This window comes from Moorena sp. SIO3A2 (assembly GCF_010672265.1).
In the GTDB taxonomy this organism is placed as follows: Bacteria; Cyanobacteriota; Cyanobacteriia; order Cyanobacteriales; family Coleofasciculaceae; genus Moorena; species Moorena producens.
Map to the genome: position 1 here is coordinate 319923 of NZ_JAAHHC010000005.1, position 24102 is coordinate 344024.

The 24102-nt window shown below is 44.2% G+C and carries 17 protein-coding genes and 1 pseudogene; 12 read left to right on the forward strand and 6 right to left on the reverse strand.

What is annotated here, in order from left to right:
* Positions 1-46: 46 nt before the first annotated feature.
* From F6K64_RS07580 to F6K64_RS07590, 3 genes are all read right to left on the reverse strand, one after another.
* Positions 47-1573, reverse strand: coding sequence for a DEAD/DEAH box helicase (locus tag F6K64_RS07580; RefSeq protein ID WP_287265202.1), 1527 nt, complete (start codon positions 1571-1573; stop codon positions 47-49).
* A 348-nt stretch (positions 1574-1921) separates the two neighbouring features.
* Positions 1922-2707 (reverse strand): peptidoglycan editing factor PgeF, encoded by a 786-nt coding sequence (pgeF, locus tag F6K64_RS07585; RefSeq protein ID WP_287265204.1) that lies wholly within the window; start codon positions 2705-2707, stop codon positions 1922-1924.
* A 202-nt stretch (positions 2708-2909) separates the two neighbouring features.
* Positions 2910-4922, reverse strand: coding sequence for a protein kinase domain-containing protein (locus F6K64_RS07590; RefSeq protein WP_287265205.1), 2013 nt, complete (start codon positions 4920-4922; stop codon positions 2910-2912).
* A 329-nt stretch (positions 4923-5251) separates the two neighbouring features.
* Between F6K64_RS07590 and F6K64_RS07595 the strand changes: the two genes are divergently transcribed.
* The 5 genes from F6K64_RS07595 to F6K64_RS07615 all read left to right on the forward strand — a co-directional run bounded on the left by F6K64_RS07595 (position 5252) and on the right by F6K64_RS07615 (position 9208).
* Positions 5252-5419 carry a hypothetical protein gene (locus F6K64_RS07595; protein ID WP_008180164.1) on the forward strand — a complete coding sequence of 56 codons (168 nt, stop codon included), beginning with the start codon at positions 5252-5254 and terminating at the stop codon, positions 5417-5419.
* 505 nt (positions 5420-5924) lie between these two features.
* Positions 5925-6107 (forward strand): hypothetical protein, encoded by a 183-nt coding sequence (locus tag F6K64_RS07600; protein ID WP_287265207.1) that lies wholly within the window; start codon positions 5925-5927, stop codon positions 6105-6107.
* Positions 6108-6118: 11 nt separating this feature from the next.
* Positions 6119-6448 (forward strand): hypothetical protein, encoded by a 330-nt coding sequence (locus F6K64_RS07605; RefSeq protein WP_287265208.1) that lies wholly within the window; start codon positions 6119-6121, stop codon positions 6446-6448.
* A gap of 101 nt (positions 6449-6549) precedes the next feature.
* On the forward strand, positions 6550-7323 hold the full coding sequence (locus tag F6K64_RS07610; RefSeq protein ID WP_287250279.1) for an ABC transporter permease: 774 nt from the start codon (positions 6550-6552) through the stop codon (positions 7321-7323).
* A 961-nt stretch (positions 7324-8284) separates the two neighbouring features.
* Entirely contained in the window at positions 8285-9208 is a 924-nt protein-coding gene (locus F6K64_RS07615) for an ABC transporter ATP-binding protein (protein WP_287265209.1), read from the forward strand.
* 126 nt (positions 9209-9334) lie between these two features.
* On the opposite strand, the gene F6K64_RS07620 is transcribed toward F6K64_RS07615, so the two are convergent.
* Entirely contained in the window at positions 9335-9601 is a 267-nt protein-coding gene (locus F6K64_RS07620) for a hypothetical protein (protein WP_008180172.1), read from the reverse strand.
* A gap of 1215 nt (positions 9602-10816) precedes the next feature.
* On the opposite strand from F6K64_RS07620, the pseudogene F6K64_RS07625 reads away from it, so the two are divergent.
* From F6K64_RS07625 to F6K64_RS07640, 4 genes and pseudogenes are all read left to right on the forward strand, one after another.
* Positions 10817-11409 (forward strand): annotated as a pseudogene (locus F6K64_RS07625) (Uma2 family endonuclease).
* A 526-nt stretch (positions 11410-11935) separates the two neighbouring features.
* Positions 11936-13096, forward strand: coding sequence for an esterase-like activity of phytase family protein (locus F6K64_RS07630; RefSeq protein ID WP_008180175.1), 1161 nt, complete (start codon positions 11936-11938; stop codon positions 13094-13096).
* 494 nt (positions 13097-13590) lie between these two features.
* A complete protein-coding gene (locus F6K64_RS07635; RefSeq protein WP_008180176.1) occupies positions 13591-14205 on the forward strand; it encodes a chromophore lyase CpcT/CpeT in 615 nt (204 codons plus the stop codon).
* Positions 14206-14468: 263 nt separating this feature from the next.
* Entirely contained in the window at positions 14469-15602 is a 1134-nt protein-coding gene (locus F6K64_RS07640; RefSeq protein ID WP_008180177.1) for a glycosyltransferase family 4 protein, read from the forward strand.
* Between the two features lie 54 nt (positions 15603-15656).
* Here the strand turns inward: F6K64_RS07640 and F6K64_RS07645 are convergent, their stop codons facing one another.
* Entirely contained in the window at positions 15657-16166 is a 510-nt protein-coding gene (locus tag F6K64_RS07645; RefSeq protein WP_008180178.1) for an RNA-guided endonuclease InsQ/TnpB family protein, read from the reverse strand.
* A gap of 395 nt (positions 16167-16561) precedes the next feature.
* Here F6K64_RS07645 and F6K64_RS07650 point away from each other — a divergent pair, with 395 nt between their 5' ends.
* Positions 16562-19126: an adenylate/guanylate cyclase domain-containing protein gene (locus tag F6K64_RS07650; protein ID WP_008180179.1), complete on the forward strand. Its 2565-nt coding sequence runs from the start codon at positions 16562-16564 to the stop codon at positions 19124-19126.
* Between the two features lie 20 nt (positions 19127-19146).
* Here the strand turns inward: F6K64_RS07650 and F6K64_RS07655 are convergent, their stop codons facing one another.
* Positions 19147-19368, reverse strand: coding sequence for a DUF7219 family protein (locus F6K64_RS07655; RefSeq protein ID WP_008180180.1), 222 nt, complete (start codon positions 19366-19368; stop codon positions 19147-19149).
* Positions 19369-20337: 969 nt separating this feature from the next.
* Here F6K64_RS07655 and purC point away from each other — a divergent pair.
* On the forward strand, positions 20338-21066 hold the full coding sequence (gene purC, locus F6K64_RS07660) for a phosphoribosylaminoimidazolesuccinocarboxamide synthase (RefSeq protein WP_287265210.1): 729 nt from the start codon (positions 20338-20340) through the stop codon (positions 21064-21066).
* 325 nt (positions 21067-21391) lie between these two features.
* Positions 21392-24001: a BamA/TamA family outer membrane protein gene (locus F6K64_RS07665; protein ID WP_287265211.1), complete on the forward strand. Its 2610-nt coding sequence runs from the start codon at positions 21392-21394 to the stop codon at positions 23999-24001.
* Positions 24002-24102 lie beyond the last annotated feature (101 nt).

The window sequence follows — 24102 nt, forward strand, 5'->3', positions numbered from 1 at the left end:
GATTTGGGAATGGGGGCAATACTCAGTGATCACCTAATCATCCTACTCAAAAATCATCTTCTTCTTCTGACCACTTCCCCTTGGACTCAGCCGCCCTGGGGCTACTCCTAGGCTTGACCTGATAACCCTGCTCTGGCAATAACTCTAACTGCTTACCGGTCTTGGCACCTTCCGGCTGTTTGCGCCTTCGCGGTTCATTCTTGCTACCACCACCATGGCGACGCCAAGAGGTTCGTTCTTCAGAGGTATCCTCAGCTACCACTTCATACAATAACGCTACCTTCTCCCCATCTTTACCTTTACGCAATACCCGACCCAAGCGCTGGATATACTCCCGAGATGAACCAGTTCCTGACAAGATAATCGCCACTCGCGCATCGGGTACATCGACTCCCTCATTCAACACATGGGATGCCGCTAAACAGCGATACTCTCCTTCCCGAAATCGCTTCAAAATATCATGACGCTCTTTGACTGGAGTTTGATGAGTAATCGCCGGAATCAATAACTCTTGAGAAATGCGATAAAGTGTAGCATTACCATTGGTAAAAATTAACATCTTCTCTGGGTAATGCTGAGCCAGTAAATCTAGCAAAATCCTTAATTTTCCATCGGTACCCAAAGCAATTTCCTTGGCCTCCCGGTGAGCTAACATGGCACGGCGTCCGCTTTGCGATCGCGCACTTGCCATCACAAACTCCTGCCAACCTTTAATACTGCCGAGATGAATGTTGGAGGTCCGCAAAAAATCATTGCGCAAGGTCATGCAAGAATTATAGCGATCGCGTTCTTTTTGGGAAAGCTTCACCTTAATCTGAATTACCTTATGGTCAGCTAGTGCCAAACCCGCCAATTGATCAGGGCTTTTCCGATAAACCTCTGGTCCTATCAAACCATTAAGATCCCAATGACGGCCATCGGAGCGTTCTGGGGTTGCTGTCAATCCTAACCGATAGGGTGCGATCGCATATTCCGCAATCACCTTATAAAAATCCGTAGGTAAGTGATGACACTCATCAAAAATCACCAAAGCGTACCGATTCCCTAAGGTTTCCGCATGAATAGTGGCACTATCATAGGTGGCGATCAGGATAGGCGTGCGATCGCGAGAACCACCCCCCAACACTCCCACCTCCACATCTGGAAAGGCTGCCTCCAGTTGAGCATACCACTGGTGCATTAAATCTAGGGTTGGTACCACAACTATGGTACTACGAGGAGTGTCTTGCATTGCCAACTGTGCCAGATAAGTCTTACCTGCTCCGGTTGGTAGCACCACTACCCCTTTACGACCGGCTTGCTTCCATGCCAATAGAGCTTCCAGTTGATGGGGATAAGGTTCCATCTCAAAACTAGATACTAGTGGCAGAGGCACAAATTCCCTAGCATCATCAATAAAATCAACCTTGTCTCTGAGTAAGCTTTCTACCAGAGGACGATAGTGAATTCCTCTAATCCGAAACTTTTCTACCCGATCATCCCAAGTCGCATACTCCACCCAAGCTTTACCCCTCGGTGGTGGATGCAAAATCAGAGTTCCCCGGTCAAAGGTTAATCTAGGGGTGCGTGGCATGGATTCAAGGACGTTTCTTTGCTATTGTCGTACCGGTTCCGTTGCATTCAGCCGTCAGCCGTCAGCCGTCAGCCTTTGGATCAAGCTGCTTGAGGTGCTTTCCATAACTCAGCATTATTCGAATGCTTACTTGTTTTCTTGATGCAAAGCCCGAGTGGGGGAAACCCCCGCAGGTCGGTAATGGTGCGTTTTCCGTAGGCGAATTAAATTCGCCACGGGTCGCACCTCTGCATGGCTTATTAAAAAGCTGTTCGGTGTAGCTTCCTAATAGCCCATAACCACATCAAGTAGCACAATCTGTAGTTCATTAGCTGATAGCTGATACGCGACACGCTGATAGCTTACGCTTCAATAGCTAATAATACCAGACCACTGAACTTTCTTGAGTTGATTACGGCGATAGGAAAAAAAACGCTCCGGTTCAGAGTAAGTGCAGTGGGGTGCGATCGCAATTTGTTCTGAATCAATGCCCAATTGTTCCAACTGTAAGACATTCACTCGCCGCACATCCAAGCGTACTCGTCCGGGTTTCGGGTCCTCTAATATTGGGGAGTCGTCTAGCTGCTGCAAAACCCCCATAATTGATTCAGTGGTATTCCCTTGATCAGTAGATACAATACTAGCTCCCACTTCAGCCGCCACCGTTTCTGATACCTGATAGCATTCCCCTGTAATTGCTGGACCGAGAGCAATGCGTAAATTTTCTTTACGGCTACCATTGTTTAGCAATCGTGCGATCGCATTAGGAACAATCTTTTGAGCAGTACCCCGCCAGCCCGCATGAATTGCTGCTACCTGTCCCGTTTCGATATCCCCAATCAGTAAGGGCGTACAATCTGCCGTACAAACCCAAACACCTTGGTTAGCTTCCTCACTTATAATACCATCAGCCGGTGGTTTATCGGAGTCTGGCTCACCGTTTTGGGTACTTTCAATTTCCCCAGGAGTCAGTACTGTATTGCCGTGGACCTGTTTAACTCGATACACCTGGGCATCAGGCTGGAGTACATCGACCATTTCTTCAGGAGAACGGGGAGAAAATGCTGAGGAAAAGAAGCCGTGATTCCATTGCTTCAATAGGCTACTCGTTAAATAGGGCAAATTGTTCCAAGTGTGCCAGTGCCAGGTATGCATTTAAATTTTATTAACGGTTTACACTTTACAGTTTACAGCTTAGACTTTACACTTTATCCTTTAAGCTGTTGTGCATTTCAATTAGATATTATTTAGTTATCAAAAAAATAAAACTCTTTACCCCTGCTCCCTGCTCCCTGCTCCCTGTTCCCTTGCTCTCATAACCTAAAATTTTAAATTAACACCAGCTTACTCTCATAAATTAAGGCAACTTCCAAAGTTTAATACTATCATCTCTACTCCCACTGACTAAGGTTTTTCCATCGGGACTAATCGCCAGAGAACTCACCCAGTTTGTATGACCAGTGAGGGTATTTTTCAACTCACCCGTTTCTAAATTCCAAACCTTAATGGTATTATTAGCACTACCACTAACCAAGGTTTTACCATCTGGGCTAATCGCCAGAGAATGAACATAGTATATATGTCCAGTCAAGGTATTTTTGAATTCACCAATTGTTAAATCCCAAATCTTAATATTACGGTCTAGACTACTACTAAATAATGTTTTACCATCAGGACTAATGATTATAGAAACAACGGAATCTCTATGACCGGTGAGGGTCTTTTTTAGATTACCTGTATCCAAATCCCAAATTCTGATCGTATTGCCCCCATTACCACTAACTAATGTTTTGCCATCAGGGCTAATCACCACCGAACTAACCCAATTCGTTTCCCCCGTTAAGGTTTGTTTAAGCTTACCCGTCGGTAAATTCCAAACTTTGATAGTTTGGTCATAACTTCCACTTACTAACGTTTGTCCATCAGAACTAATCGCAACAGAACTAATAAAACCCTGATGACCAGTGAGATTCTTTTTTAGCTGACCCGTTTTCAAATTCCAAATCTTTACAGTGTTGTCATCTCCACCACTAACAATAGTTTCTCCATCAGGAGTAATAGCGACGGAATAAACATTACCATCATGGCCATTAAGGGTTCTGACTAACTCACCTTTCGGCAAATCCCAAATTTTTATAGTATGATCATTACTACCACTGACCAAATATTGACTATCAGGACTAACTGCAATAGAACGCACTGAGTTACTGTGTCCACTCAGAGTAGTTTTGAGGTAGGTACTGCTGGGTAATCCAGCAATCAAAAAACTTAGATTAGAGGGAAAGGTTTGATACCGAAAATATCCATATCCTTGAGTAATTAATCCTAGAGATAATAAAGAAAATCCTCCCATCATAACTTGTTTTTTTAACTGGTCATTTTGTCTGAATGACGTTAAAAAATTCAGAAAAGACTCGTGATAATTAGACGTTGATTGAGAGGGATTAGCAGAGGGCGCAGACTGAAGCTCCAACACCTCCAAAACTTGGTCTACAGACTGATAACGGTGCTGATAGCTTTCTGGGAGCAGCCGATCCATTATCCACCACAATTTTTCACTCACCGGTTGCTTTAAATGCTTTCGCCAACTATTTACCCAGCGATAGCCTTGTTTCTTCCACAAATCCCAAGGATGAACATTGGTCAGCAAATGAAAGCACGTCGTGCCCAAACTGTATAAATCACTAGCAGCATAGGCTTTACCTCCCTCCATTTGTTCCATAGGCACATAGCCAAACGAACCGATAGTGGTGCCAGTGATATTAGCCATTACCGTAGCCCTCAATTGCTTGGCTATCCCAAAATCGATTAGTACTAGCTGACTCTTTTTTTCAGATCCTTGAGCCGCAGCAGGACGGCGAATGATATTACCTGGTTTAATGTCTCGGTGAATCACCTTCTGTTGATGCACAAACTTGAGAATAGTTAGCAGTTCAAATAAAACATCCTTAATCTTGTCTTCATTGAACGGTCCTGCTTCTGCCAACTCTTGCTCTAAGGTTTTCCCCTCGATATACTCTTGGAGCAAATATAAGCGCTGATCTTCTTCAAAGTAAGCTAGCAAAGTAGGGATTTGGGGATGTTGTCCCAGCCTTTGCAATTGTTTTGCCTCTTGGTCAAATAATGCTCGTGCCTTCTTGAGTGCCTTTGTTCCCTCAAGTTGGGGGGCTAGCTGCTTAATCACACACTGTTCATCCAATTTGTCCCTATCTTCTGCCAAATAAGTTTTGGCAAATCCCCCATCTCCGATGGGTCGAATCGGACGATAGCGGTTTTTCAGGAGTACTAGTTTGTTACCACAGCTTTGGCAAAACTGGTTATCATCCGGATTAATGGGATTCTGGCAATCAGGATTAAGACAGCAGATCATACTGGCAGGTCATTAGGGAATTTGGGTATGACTAGGCCATTAAGAGGGTAGTTTTTTCCTGTTGATTTTCCTCTTAAGAGGGAGCATGTCACAGTTAAATGACATACGGTAGTACTTACGGTAGAAATTCCCTGGTATCAGGATGGTTTTAGTAGATGCTAGCGGTAGCTGTTAGCTAATCGGATCAAGTAGCAGGGATGGCCAAAAGGCCAGGCTACTTTAGGTGCTTTGCGGTTTCCGAGAGATTTGAATCGGTAATGGTGATACGATCAAGGATTTGAGCTGTTGACCAATCCTTATGATTAAGGGTGCTGGTTAATTTACCTTCAATGAATGATATTAGCAGAATTTTAGGAAATGCGATCGCAATCTGGTTATATTTTACCGGTTATCGGTTACAGGTTATCGGTTATCGGTTACAGGTTATCGGTTATCGGTTACAGGTTATCGGTTATCGGTTACAGGTTATCGGTTATCGGTTACAGGTTATCGGTTAGGTGGTTATTAAACCTTGGCCTTTCGGCCACGCGATCGCGTTCAACCTGTTTAACCTTCAACCTTCAACCTGTTTAACCTTCAACCTGTTTAACCTTCAACCTGTTTAACCTTCAACCTGTTTAACCTTCAACCTGTTTAACCTTCAACCTGTTTAACCTTCAACCTGTTTAACCTTGGCTTTTGGCCACGCGATCGCGTTCAACCTGTTTAACCTTCAACCTGTTTAACCTTGGCTTTTGGCCACGCGATCGCGTTCAACCTGTTTAACCTTCAACCTGTTTAACCTTCAACCTGTTTAACCTTCAACCTTCAACCTCTTTTAGGAACTATACTCTGTCACGGAAGTCATGGATTCATAGTAGGGACGACTGACGGCTGATAACTGAATGCTTACCATAGCTATTGTCAAGCCTAGGTATAACATAACAACGCTACCAGATATAATCTGATCTATCATTCTTTTATGGAATCTATTACCTCCGATCTATTACTTCTGAAACTACCATGAGAGCATCTAATCGAATTCCCCTAGTTTTGTTTCTACTGCGCCTCAGTGTTTTTATAGTAATGCTGATGTGGACAATCGATAAATTCGTGCGTCCTGAACATGCAGCTGCGGTGGGAGCATCTCATTTTGGAAACAATATTACCCAAAGCAACTATATTTCAAGGGTTTCAGCCCCCTAACAAGAGCTAACGTGCCAAATTGGGATGCTCCCGCTGCGGTCTATGAAAACTTTTACTTTATTAGTGGACTCGGTAACAGCATTTTTATTATTATTGGCGCTATCCAGCTAGTCATCATCATCAGTTTTTTAATAGGGTGGAAAAAACGATTTACTTATGGTAGCGTATTAGTATTTCATGGGGGATCAACTCTCTCATCCTATAACCAATATATAAGCCCCTTTAATGATCCGAACTTGCTATTTTTTGCAGCCTGGCCAATGTTAGCAGCTTGCTTTGCCCTTTATTATCTCAGAGACCTTGATACGCTGTTTGTAATCGATAGGCGATCGGTAATTTAAAGATAAAATCTAGGGTTCAAGTTTAAAGTTTAAAGTTTAAAGTTTAAAGTTTAAAGTTTAAAGTAACAATTACCACATGAAAAATGATACACAGGATAATTATAAAATATTGGCGGGAAACCTGGGCTGTAGCACAGCGAATCTTGATTGAACTATGGCGAAGGCAGCGTAGCCTATTATTTTGGAGTATTTTTCCAATTACTGTGCTATTTCTCAACGGTTTAATTATGGCAGAACAGGCTCAGCTATCAACCGCTGAAGCATTTGAACGTGCTGCCCCAACTACTATTGTCGGTGCTGCTTTGTTTTTTAGCTGCTTAGGGGGTAGCGTCGCAACGGTAGTCTCAGAACGAGAACAGCAAATGCTCAAGCGTTTATTTCTCTCTCCATTAGGCGGCATATCCTATTTCTTAGGAATTTTTTTGGCTCACAGCTGCATTGGTACAGGTCAAGCCTTAGTGGTTTATACCATAGCAGCATTTTTGGGGGCAAGGTTTCAAGGTTCGGTGTTGTTAGGGGTATTGATTATTGTCCTGAGTATTATTGCTTATGTGGGAGTGGGATTTTTTCTGGGAACTCAATTAGCGCGGCGGACTGAGGACGTTAATGCCTTAGTGGGAACCTTCGGTGTACCTCTATTAATTTTGGGGGGTGCGTTTTTACCAACTGCTTTGTTTCCGGAACAGTTACTGGAAATCGCTAAGTTTAACCCAATTTATCATATGAACGAAGCCTTGCTGGGAGTATGGGCTGATGGCAAGGGTTTGGTGGAAATCGAGTCCCATTTCTGGTTTTTGTTTGGCTTTGCCTCAGTGATGGTGATAGTCGGATGGTTGTCATACCAGGGGATGGTTCAGGTAGAGAGGAGATTGTGATTACCCACGGGAGTTTGGTGCAGGGTAACTTAGTTTAAACTATTGAAAAATGAGGAGGTTTGCACAAAGAAATAAACTCAAGTATAGTCGGGTCAGTTATCTATTACCTAGTAGGTAAGCATATGCGCTACGCGCACGCGTGCGCGTTCAGCCGTCAGCCGTCAGCCGTGAGCTTTTAGCTCACGCTACGCGTTCAGCTTAAAATAAACCTAAAACGAGAGAATTTAATAGTTCGAGATTAATGAGAATTGAAAGTCTGGGGAAAAGTCTATCAGCTAATGCTTCACAGGCTAGAAGCCTGTGAAGCATTAGCTGATAGCTGACCGCTGATAGCTGAATGCTTACCCTAGTACTCCTATAAAATCATCCGATTATCTTGACACTCCCCGCTAATCGCGAGACGGGGATTCCTAGATCAACGAGCCACCTTAAACCGTCGTGTTCCATCTTTGACGCCGCCAAAAACAGGACAGTACTCAAACCAAGAATCCGCTGTGCCAAATTCCTAGTCGATTCACGACAGACCCAGAGGGCAGTTCTCCTTAGGCGTATCGGCAAAGCCGACGCTACGCGAACGGGTACTTTAACCATTTCCCCAGGTTCCGGTGTGCCCCACCGTACCTTGTTGTTAAAAAGTGATTTTTCCTGGGTTCACACGCCAATTGCTAGTTGACGATTGGGTTTTTAAAGAGGATTCTCCCTGCCCTTACGGCATTACTACTTTGTGGTCAATCAGTTGCGGGTCTCTCTCCCGTCTGAGCCAACGGTTTTTCAGCCTGTACCTAATATTAGACTATATCATCTTTTCCAATGATTCCGGAAACCTACGCTTATTTTTCTAGGCGACTTTAGTCGCTGTGAGTCTTCATCCCCGGTTTAAAAACACGGGGCTTTCGACTTGTACGTCCCCGCGTAAAAAAAGTCTGATTAAATTGCCTTAGTATTGCTGAAGGTTTAACTAGTGCTAAATATCCATAAATTAAATAAGTCTTACGGTAATCGAAACGTTCTGCGGGATTTAACCCTAAATATTCCAGGGGGAGAAATATATGGTTTACTCGGACCCAATGGTGCAGGTAAGACAACTACTATCAATATCATCTGTAACTTACTACGAGCAGATAGTGGTGCGATCGCAATCAATAACCAGCCAGTCTCCGAGGCCACGAAAAAGCTGATTGGGGTTGCTCCCCAAGAGAATTTATTGTATCAAACCCTTAGCTGTCACGAAAACTTGTATTTCTTTGCTCGTCTGTATGGGTTAGATGGTCAGCAGTGCTCTAAACAAGTTTACGCTGCCCTTGCTGCAGTAAATTTATTAGAGCGGGCAAAAAGTCCGGTGGAAACCCTCAGTGGTGGGATGCAGCGACGGATGAATATTGCTGTGGCTCTAGTGCATCAGCCGAAATTACTTATTTTAGATGAGCCTACCACAGGCTTAGATATTGAAGCCCGATATGAAATTTGGGACTTGATTCGACGTCTTCAGCGCCAGGGAATTACTATTTTGCTGACGACTCATTCCCTTGATGAAGCAGAACGTGTTTGCCAGAGAATTGGTATTCTTAAACAGGGACGGATTGTAGCAGAGGGGAGTTTGCTTGAGTTACGGCAAAAGATTCCCGCTCAAGAAATTGTAGTAGTAGATACCCCTCAAGAAGAACAAGCGATCGCTCGTGCCCAAGAATTAGGGTTTACTCATCGCCGCTATGGAAATGATTTAGCCTTTTGGCTACCAGAGTCTTTAGACCTGAAGGATATTATTGCTTGTTTTGATGGGATTCCCCTCGATTCCATTGCTCGTCAGCCAGTGCGGCTGGAGTATGTCTATGTAGAGGTTACATCAAATCTGGTTGAATGCTGGTCACTTACTCAAAGAAGTTAGTGGTTAGTCGTTAGTCAGAGTGTCTTGATCTCTACTAACTACTGTAGGGGCCAACAACTGTTCGCCCCTACTAACCACCAACAACAAATAACAAACTGGAAATTCTGGGTGATTAATGATAACAATCTACAAACCATTCCCTTTGCTAGACAGCTGAGCCGCAACTTTCCTGAATACGTACACCAAGCCCTCTGATGACAAAAGACTCATCTGGGCCAGGATATAATCAGCGAAGTGGGTAGTTGCTGAAAGCACAATCAACCCCGATTCTTGGTCAAGCAAGCGCTCAATCAATTCAGCCTTTTCCTCTACAGATAATGTTTCGGCTAGACGCCAAACGCTATCAACCTTATTAGGCTTGGAGTTAATGTCAATTACGCAATTCTTATACATTGCCTTACTGCCCTTAAATAACTGATGGGATTATAGAATTGCTGAGTTGACCGCCGTAACCGTAAATCTACTTATAGAGAATAGACCACCTCTGCAATTCTAAGTAAATTCCTCAAGGTTAATCAACCTGTTAGGGTTAATCAATGTTTTGTCTTCACAGGGATATTATAACCATTTTTTTCAGGATTTGTCACCATTTCCAGATATCAAGGCAGAGCCTTAAGCTGGTCTTCATTTAAATTCCATGGTTCTGACAGCAGGGGAGCATCAATTCCCCCTAACCCCCCTTAGTAAGCCAGGGCTGTTTCATTGTCGGACTAAAATGTGATTGGTGGGGATATAGGGATATAGGGAGATAGGGAGATAGCGGTGTGAACGCGCACCGTGGGGAATTTTTATTAATAAAAAGGGCGACCCGAAGGTGCGACCCAAGGGCGAGTAAATCGCCCTTGGCGCGCACCTATAGCGCGAATTTAATTCTTAATGGGTCAAGCGCACCTTAGGTATTTTTCACCTTAAAAATATCCTCTCACCAGCACCCCACTTCCCTTGAAGTTACAGTAGTTGAGGGTAGCATTTATGGTCGGCAGGTTATGGGCAACAGGTTTAAGTTTTTGTAATAAGGCTACCCTCTTCAAGGTTTCATCCCTTTCACGCTTATTGACCTGACAATTTATCCCAAAGAATGAAACAGCCCTGCCCTTAGTAAGGGGGGAATGGGAGCATTGGAGAGGGTTTGAAGGTTTTTTGCTAACTGAATAATATCCAATTTAAATGCGCAACAGCTTAAATTCAAAATGCCTAAAAAAAAAATTGGTATCTTGAACGTTTAATGTTGATTTTTATTACCCTGTTACAGAGAATAAAAATTTAGTTTAACAGAGCCTTGAAACCCCCAACTGTCTTATGCTTATCCTTGGGATTTTACACGATGATTGGACTAAGCTAATATCCCTTTAAAACCGTGTCTGTCTGGATGATATAAAATATCGTTTTTTTTAGCCTAATAAAGTACAATTTTTTTTTACATTTTCCCTCTTATAACTTTACTGCTCCGAAGCTCCGTTGGCGTTTGCGCAGGGTCGGGCAAAGCCCGAAAGCGTGGCCCACGGCCTTAGCTCCATGCTTCCTAAAACCAAAAAAAATGTACCTTACTAGCTTAAAAAGCGCTATACTATAATTGAGAAAACTATTGCTACTATCTAAACTGATAAGATGAACCCTAATACCGTCAGTTTACCGGCTAGGCTCGAATTAATTATTGACTTAACTGACAAGCAATTTTTTCAGCTTTGTCAAACTAACCGTGACTTGAGATTCGAGCGTACAGCTAAAGGATAATTAATTATTATGCCACCTACGGGTAGCAAAACTAGCGTACGCAATGCTGATCTAACGTATCAGTTAAGAGCTTGGAGTCGCCAAAATCAGCTAGGAAAATCCTTTGACTCTTCCGGTGGTTTCAAACTTTCCTCGGGTGCAGAGCGCTCTCCAGATGCGTCTTGGGTGAAAATTGAACGGTGGAATGCTTTGACTCAAGCGGAAAAAGAAAGATTTGCTCCTTTGTGCCCCGATTTTGTGGTTGAATTAATGTCTCCCAGTTATTCCCTGGAAAAGACACAGGCCAAAATGAGGGAATATAGGGATAATGGCGCAAGACTGGGATGGTTAATTAATCGCCAACAGCAGCAAGTATAAATTTATCCTCCCGATCGAGATGTGGAAATTTTAACTAGTCCACAAACATTATCAGGAGAGGATAGGATGTTTTGCCAAGGTTTGTTTTGGATTTGGTTCCAATCTGGTGAATAGTTTGTGTCTGTTTGTAATAGACATCTCGTAAACTAGTCAACTTCTTGCCAATTGTTCGGTCATTAGGATTTTATATCAAGTCCGGTTAAATACCCATAATAAAAGTGTATCGAAGGCAGAGGGCAGAACGCATAAGGGTGCATCTCAATGCATTAAATTAGGCAAAATTATCATAAAATTATCATACTTCCCACACTTCCCACACTTCCCACACTTCCCACAATTACCTTCTTTTTTACAAATATGAGATGCACCATGATCGACTGCATCAAGAGACAGGGTAGTAATTTTTAGGGATAGATGTTAAGCTATCCAAGACTCGTTTTGTAAACTGTTTTAAAAACATGACGCGAGCATAATTTAATTTTTAAATAGCACCAATAGTTAGTAGACAGCTTGGTACTTTTTTTTAGACCTAATTTATAACAATCAACACTTCTGGTCGAACCAAGTAATAATACAAGTAAGTTAAGGTACTGGTAGACTGACCTAATGTTAAGAAAACCTAAAAAACTATCAAATATGCTATGGGTTGTGGTAATAATATTCCTGGGTAGCCTGACCACTACCTGTAGCTTTTTACCAGCCATCACAGCAGAGGAACGCACCTTCCTCAACCTTTCCGTGAACTTCTTAGGGGAGTATCAACTCCCCCAAACGGAATTCAAAAATACCGTAGTGGGAGGGTTGTCAGGATTGGCCTATGATCGGGAACGCGATCGCTTTTTAGCTGTTTCTGATGATCGTTCTCGATTAGCTCCGGCTCGATTCTACACCCTAAAACTAACCTTCAATCCCACCGATACAGGAAACATAGGGATTGAAAACGTAGAAGTGGAAGATGTCACTTTCCTCAAAGATAAAAATGGTGAGACCTTTGTAAGGGGTACCCTGGATCCAGAAGGGATTGCTTGGTCTGGAAAAGATTCTGTATTTATCTCTAGTGAAGGGGCTACTAATCAAGGCATTGCTCCATTCATTCGGCAGTTTGATATAGCAACAGGACAACAGTTGCAAAACTTAAAAATTCCCCAGCGTTATCTACCGAATGACACTGACCTAGGAACAGTCAGTAATGGTATCCAGGATAACTTAGGCTTTGAGGCATTGACCTTAGAACCGATCAGCCTAGCTGCAGCAAGTGGGCAAGAGTCATTTCGCTTATTTAGTGCCAGTGAGTACTCCCTACACCAAGACCAGCCAGAAGCAGATACCGAACAAGCAGCGGGAATTCGTTGGTTGCACTATTTGATTGGAGACGTTACTCCTCCAATGCTGGTTAGTGAACATCTTTACTTACTCGACCCAGACCCCCCTAACACCCTTTCTCACGGTTTAACTGAGTTATTAGCAGTGGATACCGCAGGACATTTTCTGAGTTTGGAGCGTACCTATGGTTTATTTGGATTCAGTGCCAAACTTTATCAAGTGGTGACCGGTGGAGCAACCGATACCACCAAAATTGCTAGTCTCAAGGGTGATGTTTCCAAGATTAAGCCACTGCAAAAAAAGTTGTTGCTGGATTTGAGTGAATTGGGGATTTACTTAGATAATTTAGAGGGAATGACCCTTGGTCCGCGCTTGAGTGATGGAACTCAGAGTTTAATTTTGGTGAGTGATAACAATTTTAGTGAGGCTCAGGTGACACAGTTTCTATTGTTTGGGATTAAAGGTTTGAAATAACCCAAAGAAACCAGAGGTATTCCCAAGCTCTTGCCAGTAAGCTATCAGCTATAGCGCTGGGGACAGCAAATACGGAATAGGGAACTTCGGATCATGGTAATGATGGGCGCTTGTCAACTAAAGCTTTTAGCAATTGGTCTGTAAGCATTCAGCCGTCAGCTGTCAGCCGTCAGCTAAAAGCTCACGCTACTTGAGGTGCTTAAGATAAACCTTGAACGGGAGAATTTAATAGTTCGAGATTTTGTAAGCATATGCGCTACAGATGGTGCTACTTGAGGTGCCGTCAGCTTATTTTATTCAAAAGCACTTCAAGTAGCACCATCTGTAGCCGATAAGCTGAAAGCTGATAGCTGATAGCTGAATACTTACATTGGTCTTGATGCAGAATCCAAACATAAGCGACTGCATCAAGACGATGTATTGTAAAGATACTAACTGCATCAAAAACTACTTCATCCGAAGTTCGCGCTATTCTAAGTTCAACACTTCTGGTAATGACTCATTCTACGGATATCGCTACTTTAGCTCGCTGGATGGCAGCTGATTTTAGTAACCAAGAGCAGGCGTTTGAGAATCCACCATTGTATGCTCACATCCGCGTCTGCATGCGTCCTCTACCTTGGTCAGTGCTAGATGGATGTAGCTTGTTCCTTGAGCAAGCCTATGACTATATGCTCAACACCCCCTACCGAGTGCGGGTGCTAAAGATTGTTGAGCTAGACGGGCAAATCAAAATCGAAAATTACAAGGTTCAGGATGAAAAACTATTATACGGAGCTTCCCGTGATTTAGAACGTCTAAAATCCCTGAGTGCCCAACAGCTAGAGAAGCTTCCTGGTTGCACGTTCAATGTTGCCTGGACTGGTCATAGCTTCAAAGCGGAAGTAGAACCAGGTAAAGCTTGCTTGGTGGTGCGCAATAGTAAAGAAACCTATCTCGATAGCAGCTTTGAAGTAATGGAAGAAAAATTGATTAGTCTTGACAGGGGACGTGACCCCCAAACCGATGAACTCATTTGGGGTTCGATTGCTGGAGCATTTCACTTTGCACCCAGGACTAGCTTCGCTTCAGAAGTGCTGATCCCAACTCCAGAATTTACTGAACTATAGAAGAATTAACTCTTACCTTGGGGGTTTGAGGTCAAAAAAGGTTTCATACAAACCACAATTATAACCAAACTGATCAGGTTAGAGTCAAGGGCGTCCTGGAATCCCTAAACGCCATGGCCAATGGTCTAATACCTAGAAACTAATTCATGTTCAACAAGTGCCCCAAACCTGATACATTTAGCGAGTAGGGTCAAGCAAATTGGATTAAGGGACTATCAAAGACAAATAATTAATGACTAATGACTAATGACTAATCACTAATTATGCGAATTGCTTTTTTTACTGAAACATTTCTACCCAAAGTTGATGGCATCGTGACCCGGTTGCGCCACACGGTGGAACATTTGCAGCGTAACGGTGACCAGGTGCTAGTTATATGCCCAGAAGGGGGACTAAAAACATACAAAGGAGCCAAAATTTACGGTGTTTCTGGCTTTCCCCTACCCCTGTATCCCGAATTAAAGCTAGCCCTGCCACGACCCTCCATTGGTGGGGTATTAGAAAAGTTTCAGCCAGATTTGATCCATGTTGTCAACCCAGCAGTATTAGGGTTGGGAGGGCTGTATTATGCCAAGGTGATGAATATTCCCTTGGTCGCCTCCTACCACACCCATTTACCTCAGTACCTCCAGCACTACGGATTGGGTATGCTCGAAGGAGTTATGTGGGAGTTAATTAAGGTTAGTCACAATCAAGCTGAGCTGAATTTGTGTACCTCTAATGCTATGGTACAGGAATTAAGAGACCATGGTGTTGAGCGAGTAGACTTGTGGCAGCGAGGTGTGGATACGGAAACGTTCCAACCAGAGTTAGCTTCATCCCAAATGCGATCGCATCTTTCCCAAGGAAATCCAGACAGCCCCATACTCCTTTATGTAGGCCGTCTTTCTGCTGAAAAAGAAATTGAGCGGATCAAGCTAGTGCTAGAAGCAATTCCCAACGCTTGCCTAGCATTAGTAGGGGATGGACCCCACCGTAAGGAACTAGAAGCACACTTTGCTGGCACCCCGACTCATTTCGTGGGTTACCTTACCGGTACAACCCTCGGATCGGCCTTTGCCTCTGCTGATGCATTTATCTTTCCTTCTAGGACAGAAACCTTAGGACTAGTCTTACTAGAAGCGATGGCAGCAGGTTGTCCTGTGGTAGCAGCCAACTCTGGAGGGATTCCCGATATTGTCACGGATGGGATGAATGGGTATTTATACGATCCAGCAGATGAGCAAGGAGCGATCGCAGCAACCCAGCGTCTCTTAGCACAACAGCAGGAACGGGAAACTCTGCGCCGCAATGCTAGAGCAGAAGCTGAACGCTGGAGTTGGTCAGCTGCTACACGCCAATTGCAACATTACTACCAGACTATCGTGTTTTCCGAATCCATGTCTTCCGCTGCTTGACATACTCCCCCGTTAAATCGGAGATGATAACGGGGGATTCTCACAATATGTGATTCAAGGTTCAATCAGACAACTTCTTGAATTAGGTTTCCCTTCATCAACAGCGGTCGAACTCACGCCTGCGCGTTTCCGTATTAACGGCAGTTTCCTATGCCCTAGGGTACTGTTGTACTCAACACCTAAAACCTCTAATCCCCGCTTCAAAATGTTGAGAGCTGCGTTGGGATCACGACAGATTTCTAGATGACAACGAGGACATTTATGAGTCCGGGTGCTGAGGGATGTTTTCACCCGATAACCACAGTTAGAACAATCGGCAGATGTGAAGTGGAGGTTGACCGATATCACAGTTTTATCCCAGATTTTTCCAAAGTATTCTAACCATTGGGTGAATTGATACCAACCTGGATCAGAAATCGACTTAGCCAAATGATGATTCTTGACCATGTTTTGTATCTTGAGATCTTCATAGACAACCACATCCTCCTCCCGACATTGAGGTAAGCATCCCACAGGTCTGACACCAGTAGCGGTTTTAGGTGTTAGGTGTGAAGTTTTAATCACCTAAGGCTTAATTAAGCCTGCCTAATTCAAGGGTTTATGCCTAGTCATAGGGAGCATGTCAAGGAAGGGTTTCAGGGTCTCAGGGGGCGTAATGGGGTTGAGCTTACTGACTTTATTACAAAATCTTATCGAAAACTTAACTATTGTAATTGTACAATCCTTAACAGTTTTAGGGAAACCTATAGTCTAGAAAGTACCCCCTAGGGTACTGATTTTGACTGTAGAGATATGCCAAACTTGTAATCAGGATAGGTATATCCTCAGATCTACTTATAGCCAGGGTGTCAATTCATGTTCTTGAAGTCAAAGACGATAGAAGACTTATCAACGCAGCAATTCTTATCTGCCCAGTTGACTTGCCCTCACGCGCCTCCAAAGGCAGGAGCAGACGAAGTATGACAAGACCGAATACCAGTAGTGTTACTGCTACATTATCTCAGTTAACTCAACCCTCACAAACCAGCCATCTAATTGACCGCATCAAAACCCTATCCATTCCTCAATTTAGCTGCTGGTTAGATTTCTTTGCTGCTGATTTTCAACAGTTTCTGGGAGCGATCGCACTGATCAATAATGATGCTCTGGAAACTCGGCTAGAGCAGGTTATAGAGGCTTTAACCCTAAAAGTTGGTCAAGTCCTACAGGCAGACCAAGCCACTATTTTCATGGTTGACACCGACACAGGTCAACTATGGGCAAACATCCCCCAACCTCACACGGACAAAACCATAGAACGCCGGATTCCCCACAATCAGGGTGTTGTGGGTCATGTTGCTGCCACTGGCAAGTCTTTCAATACGTCAGTTGCTTACCATCATCCCCTATTTAACCCAGAATTTGACGAAATCCCTGGCTATCGTACCCAAAGCCTCCTGTGTATGCCAATTTTTAATCGCAATAACCAGGTGATTGCTGTAATAAATTTTTTGAATAAAACTGGCGGTGTGCCCTTCGATAGTACCAACGAAAAGCAATTTGAGAACTTTGCCGACGACCTTGGCATCATCCTCGAAGCCTGCCAATCATTTCAACAGGCAGCTCGTAACCAAAGGGGAGTGATTGCTCTGCTCAAGGCAACTGAGTCTCTGGGGAAGAGCCTGAAGCTCGAACAAACCCTAAGTTTAGTGATGGAGCAGGCTCGGGATCTAATGCAAGCGGACCGCTCTACGCTATTTTTGCTATGCCAAGAACGCAACGAACTTTGGAGTAAGGTAGCTACAGCGGATGGACAAAACACCATAGAAATCCGAATACCAGCCAACCGAGGTATTGCTGGTTATGTAGCATCCACTGGTGAGCCGCTCAATATTCCAGATGCCTATAAAGACGACCGTTTTGACCCGACCACTGACAAACAAACCGGTTATCGCACCGAAAGTATTCTTTGTATGCCGGTATTTAACTCCAAAAATAAATTAATCGGTGTGACCCAGTTAATCAACAAGCACCAAGGCTACTTTACCAGCTCTGATCAAGAGTTTATGCGGGCGTTTAATATTCAGGCAGGCATAGCTCTGGAAAATGCCCAGCTGTTTGAAAGGGTCCTGATTGAAAAGCAATATCAGCAAGATATCCTGCAAAGTCTAACCGACGCAGTGATTTCCACTGACATGCAGGGACGAATTGTGATGATCAATGATGCAGCCATCAAGTTCCTAGGTGGTCCTAATCGTAGAAAAGGCAGTCCCGATTGGAAATTCTGGCAGTCTAAGCTCACTGGTCGATACATCTGGGATGTAGTACCGATTGAAAATCTCCAGTGGCGTTGGCAAGATAGCTTGGCTACAGGGACTCGGCATTATATGCCAGAACAAACTCTGAAGATTGGTCTGTATAAAGCTCCTCAAGGGGATTTAGGATCACCATCGATGGTGCTGGCAATGCCAAAGTGGGATGACCCGAATGTTTATGTACCCTGGAATGAAACACCCCACACGGAATCTTCATCTACTTATTATTTGTCAAAATACCAAGTTCAGGAAATTGAACGCAGTCTCAACCTAAGCGTCAATCCTTTGCTCAACCCAGAGGGAAGTGTGCGAGGTGGGTTAGTGGTTCTAGAAGATATGACTCGTGAGAAGCGTATGAAGACAGCCATGTATCGCTACATGACTCCACGGGTTGCTGATCAAGTCTTAGCCCTAGGGGAAGATACCTTAATGCAGGGCAAGAAGCAAGAAGTAACAATTCTATTTTCCGATATCCGGGGCTACACAAACCTAACAGAACATCTCGGAGCAACAGAGGTGGTATCGTTGCTCAACAAGTATTTTGAAACCATGGTAGAGGCTGTATTCAATCATGATGGCACCTTGGACAAGTTTATTGGAGATGCCTTGATGGCGGTGTTTGGAGCACCTTTACCCCTGCCAAATCATGCTTGGAAGGCTGTCAAATCAGCTCTAGATATGCGCTCACGCTTAGCAAAATTTAATTCCAATCGCAGTCGTAACAACCAACCTGAAATCCGGATTGGAATGGGAATTAGTTCTGGAGAAGTGGTTTCCGGCAATATCGGCTCCCAAAAACGGATGGACTATACGGTTATTGGAGATGGGGTGAATCTAAGTGCTCGTCTCGAAAGCGTTACCAAAGAGTATGGCTGCGACATTATCTTGAGTGAGTCTACCTATAATTTGTGCCGCGATCGCATTGTGGTGCGGGAGTTAGATCAAATCCGGGTCAAAGGTAAAAACCAAGCGGTTAGGATTTATGAATTAATTGGCAAAACCGACGTATCCCTTAGCGATAAAAGAAAACGGTTCTTGGATTTGTATCAAGCAGGGCGTAATGCTTACATCAAACGAGACTTTCACCAGGCACTCAAGTATTTTACTGATGCACTAGATATACAACCAAATGACCGGCCTGTCAAGACCCATATTAACCGAGCTAAAAACTATTGTGATCATCCTCCTGATGATTCCTGGGATGGAGTTTACACGATGACCACGAAGTAAAGAATGACGTATTTCATCCTTTATATACCCAGGCTCTTTTTGCTTTGTTTCAACTCTTTCCAGAGTTTTTTAATCTGCTGGTAAGCCTCTTTTGGAGGCAGCTTACCAGCAGTTTCCAGATTACAGATGTAGCTGACTTTTTGAGCAAATTCCTGTAAATTAGCGTTAAAAACCACGTTTTCTGGCTTGAACTGACCGTGATAGGGACTGTGAGGGTGTAAAAAATCAGATGGATCTACCATAGCTATTGCCTGCACCAGACGTTTTTAACCTAACCTTAACTTAACTGATTAAAGGATAACTCACGCTCCACCAAATTTCGGATTTTGTCTGATTGTGATTGCTGTAATAGACATCAGGTTTTACGGTACTGCCCAAAACACAAGGGCATTGTCTTGATGCAAAGGGCGAGTGGTTTTGTGTCTGTTTGCGAAACACCACGATTCTCCTTTGGAGACACTAGGTGAATGCACCGCTGTTTTACCCGTGGGAACCCCCACAGGTCGGCGTTAGGTACCCTGTTCCCTTGCTGCATCGCTTTCTGCTTTGCTGAAAAACTTTAGCTAGATCCGCTATAAACCCCACATCTTTTGTTGATTGGTTTAGTGTGGGAGGGGGCTTATAAAGTGCGCCCGTAGGTGGCGCACACAGCCCCTTATGAATCGCGGATATAGCTAAATCTATCTTTGACACTCCTCCTGAATCACGCAGCAAGGATTATTGCTTCTCGGGGAGTCCAACGACTTTACCCTCCACAAGCATACACCGTCTGCCCGGCGGCGTTTGGAAAGGTGCGCGAAAGTGCACCGGGAGAAATTTATTCAATTGTCGTGCTACGGCTTCAACATTTATAAAAAATGCGCGTATTTTTGCTACTTTGCTTCCGGAGCTCAAGCTATCCGAAGCGACCTACTACGCTTTTTATATATGCGTAAAACCGCTAGGTTTAATTATAAATCAAAGCCGTACCTTGAAGGACGGGGCTTTAAACCCAAAATTTTTGGTCAAGATCTATAGCAATCCTAAATCAGTTGTCAAACATGCAAAATCTGAAATCATTGCTGGGCTTGCTTTAAGCGCGATTCGGCGTTCGCTTTGGCCTACGGCCAAAGCGAACGCGATAGCGTCGGCTGTGGCCACTATATTTTACGAATCATTTAGGGCTGGTATATCTGTCAATATATTGTCAGTCAACCATCATCTTACTGATTATGTCCCCTGATCAAAAACTCTACGAAGGTAAAGCGAAAATCCTATATACTACCGATGACCCAGAGATTCTACTGACTCACTTTAAAGATGATGCCACTGCCTTTAATGCCCAAAAGCGAGGTCAGATTTCTGGGAAGGGTGAGATAAATTGTGCGATCGCATCTCATTTGTTCAAAGTCTTAGAAGAGAATGGCATAGCTACACACTTCATTGACCGTCCTACTCCCAACCAAATGTTGGTCAAACAGGTAAAAATTGTGCCCTTGGAGGTGGTAGTCAGGAACATTGCTGCTGGTAGTCTATGTCAACAAACTGGAATACCAGAGGGTCGGGTACTCCCGAAGCCCCTAGTGGAATTTTATTTAAAGAATGACGACTTAGGAGATCCCTTGTTAACACGCGATCGCTTACTACTGCTGGAACTAGCAACGCCTGAGCAGTTGAACCAACTGATTGAGCAAGCGTTGCGAATCAACCAAATTCTGACTGACTTCTTCTATCAGTGTGGCATTACTCTAGTAGACTTCAAGTTGGAATTTGGTGTAACCCCGTCTGAAGACCTACTATTAGCTGATGAAATCAGTCCTGATACCTGCCGCCTTTGGAACCAAGCCGAAACTGATCCGGAGCGTCGAGTGATGGACAAAGACCGATTTCGCAAGGATTTGGGCAATGTAGAACAAGCCTATCAGCAAGTGCTACAAAAAGTTCTTGAGAGCAAACTCTAATCAGCCTCTGACTAGACCTGACAGGGTAAAAACAAGTGACGGGATTGATGCCATCGTTAACCCGTAACCCAAAAAAATTTAGCACATTGGTAAAAATAACCACAGACGAACGAAAATAGACAACAGGCATGCGCATTGCTTGCTTAGGTCAAGTGTTCAGTCATGGTACTGTGGCTGACAACTAATAACTAATATAATAGTTGCTCCTATGGCACTGGAGTTGTTAGCCCTCCGTCAACCAGTAATCAATGGCTTACTGAGAGTTTACCAATGACCAATGACCCAATAGGAATGGTGTGTGGAAGTGTCAAAAACAAACAACACAATGCGTTTATCTCCCTTGTTAGCAGCGATCATTGCTGCTACTGCCAGTATTGGTGTATCCAAACCAACCCGTGGGCAAACCATTCAGTCCCTACCGGATGCACCTCAACAGAATTCCAGTGACGTAAAAACACCTGAACCAGCGGTTCCTGAAACAATTGCTGTCCAGGCAAAACCAAGGACTGCCTTGGTGCTTCACTCTTCCGGGACCCAGGTGGCAGTACCCACCAAGAGTGTTCTTGATGCAATAGCGAGTGGGGGAAACCCACGGCAGTCGCTCATGGGGGGAACCCCCAAGACCGCGCTGCCTCCCCAAGACCGCGCTGCATCGCTTGTGCAGTCTGTGCCTACCACTCTCTCGGTGAACAATTCTTCACCAACCCAGGTGGCAGTACCTACTAAACTAGTGGTTCCGGTAGATGCATCACCAACCCAGGTGGCAGTACCTACTAAACCTACTAAACTAGTGGTTCCGGTAGATTCAACAGCCGCAGAGTTACCTTCCCAAACCCCAAAGCCACCCCAACTATCACCGGATAGCATCGAAGGGAGTGCTCAAGTAAAACCTCCAAATGGTATAGAAAAACCGTCCCAACTTCCGGAACCCACTCAACTGGAGCCCCCCTCAACTCAACCTCCTTTATCAATCGATAGCATCGAAGGGAGTGCTCAAGTAAAACCTCCAAATGGTATAGATCAACTGTCCCAACTCCCGGAACCCACTCAACTGGAGCCCCCTTCAACTCAACCTCCTTCTGACTCCTCAGAAGTACGAGTACTGGTAGCAGAAGTCTTGATTACTGGCGCACCTCCCCAACTGGAAGAGGAAATTTATCGGGTGATTAAAACCCGACCAGGACGAGCAACCACGCGCTCTCAGCTTCAGGAAGATGTTAATGCTATCTTTGCCACAGGTTTCTTTTCCAGTGTGGATGTTCAGCCAGAAGATACTCCCTTGGGAGTTAGGATTAGCTTTGTTGTCAGAGCTAACCCAGTATTGCGTCAGGTGGCAGTCAAAACAGAACCCCCAGGGGAAGGGCAACGAATCGTAAACCAGGAAAAAATTAATGAAATCTTCAGTGAGCAATATGGCTCAATCCTGAATCTGCGAGACCTGCAAGAGGGAATCAAACAATTAAACGATTGGTATAAGGAAGAAGGTTATGACCTAGCTCAAGTCATTGATGCTGAGCAAGTCACACCGGATGGCACAGTCACCTTGGTCGTGGCAGAAGGGGTGATTGAAGCTGTTAAGGTGCGTTTTCTCGATGAAGATGGTAACCCGATTGTAGATGAAAATGGCAACCCACTTCCATCAATGACTGACCGGGAGGAACCGGTTGGGGGTAATACTCGCCCCTTTATTATTACCCGGGAGGTGGAGTTAAAATCCGGTACTGTATTTAACCGGAAGAAAGCCCAAAGGGACTTACAGCGAGTTTTTGGTTTAGGGATTTTCGATGATGTACGGTTTTCCTTTGAACCCGGTACTGACCCACGCCAGGTGGTGATAGTAGTAGACGTGATTGAGAAGAGTAGTGGCTCAATTGCGGCTGGTGCAGGTCTGAGTTCTGCCAGTGGTTTTTTTGGTACCGTGAGCTATCAACAGCAAAATCTAGGGGGTAATAATCAGACCTTAGGGGGAGAATTTCAGCTGGGAACCCGAGAGCTATTGTTCGATTTGAGCTTTACAGACCCTTGGATTGCAGGAGACCCCTTCCGCACCTCTTACACCGTAAATGCATTCCGACGGCGCTCGATTTCCTTGGTCTTTAATGGGGGCAGCGGTGAGAATAATATTAAAGTTCCTAATGATGATGATGATGGAGACCGCCCCCGGATTGTGCGCACTGGTGGTGGAGTGACTTTTCGCCGTCCTTTATCGCAAGATGTATTTAAACGGTCAGAATGGACAGCATCCCTAGGCTTGAAATATCAACATGTTGCCATTGAAGATAGTGATGGGGATGTCAGACCTGAATCTACAGATGGAGAACTGTTGAGCTTTAGTGACAGTGGAGAAGATGACCTAACTACTGTCCAGTTAGGGGCAGTGCGGGATTTACGCAATAGTACCACCCAACCTACTAACGGTTCCCTACTCCGGTTGGGCATGGAACAATCTATTCCTATTGGTAGTGGCAGCATCTTAATGAATCGGTTAAGAGGTAGCTATAGTTTCTATATCCCTGTAGAATTCACCAACTTTACCGAAGGACCTCAGGCTCTTGCCTTTAACATTCAAGGGGGCACTATCTTGGGGGATTTACCTCCCTATGAAGCTTTTATTATTGGTGGTAGTAACTCCGTGCGGGGGTTTGCTGAGGGAGACCTAGCCTCAGGACGTAGTTACCTTCAGGCTACTGCAGAATATCGCTTCCCCATTTTCTCAGTCATAGGGGGCGCTCTATTTGTTGACGCTGGCACTGACCTTGGTTCTGCTGGTTCTGTTCCTGGTGAACCCGGTGAGCAGAGAGATTTACCCGGTACTGGTCTCGGTTACGGTCTTGGGGTTAGAGTGCAGTCACCACTTGGTCCGATTCGGGTAGACTTTGGTTTGAATACCGAAGGGGACAGTCGTCTTCACTTTGGTATTGGAGAGAAGTTTTAATTGTTAATTGTGAATTGTTAGTTGTGAATTATTAGTGGTTAATTGTCAATTGTTGATTGTAATTTGTGATTGGTTAATTTCAATTTTCAATTTTCAATTTT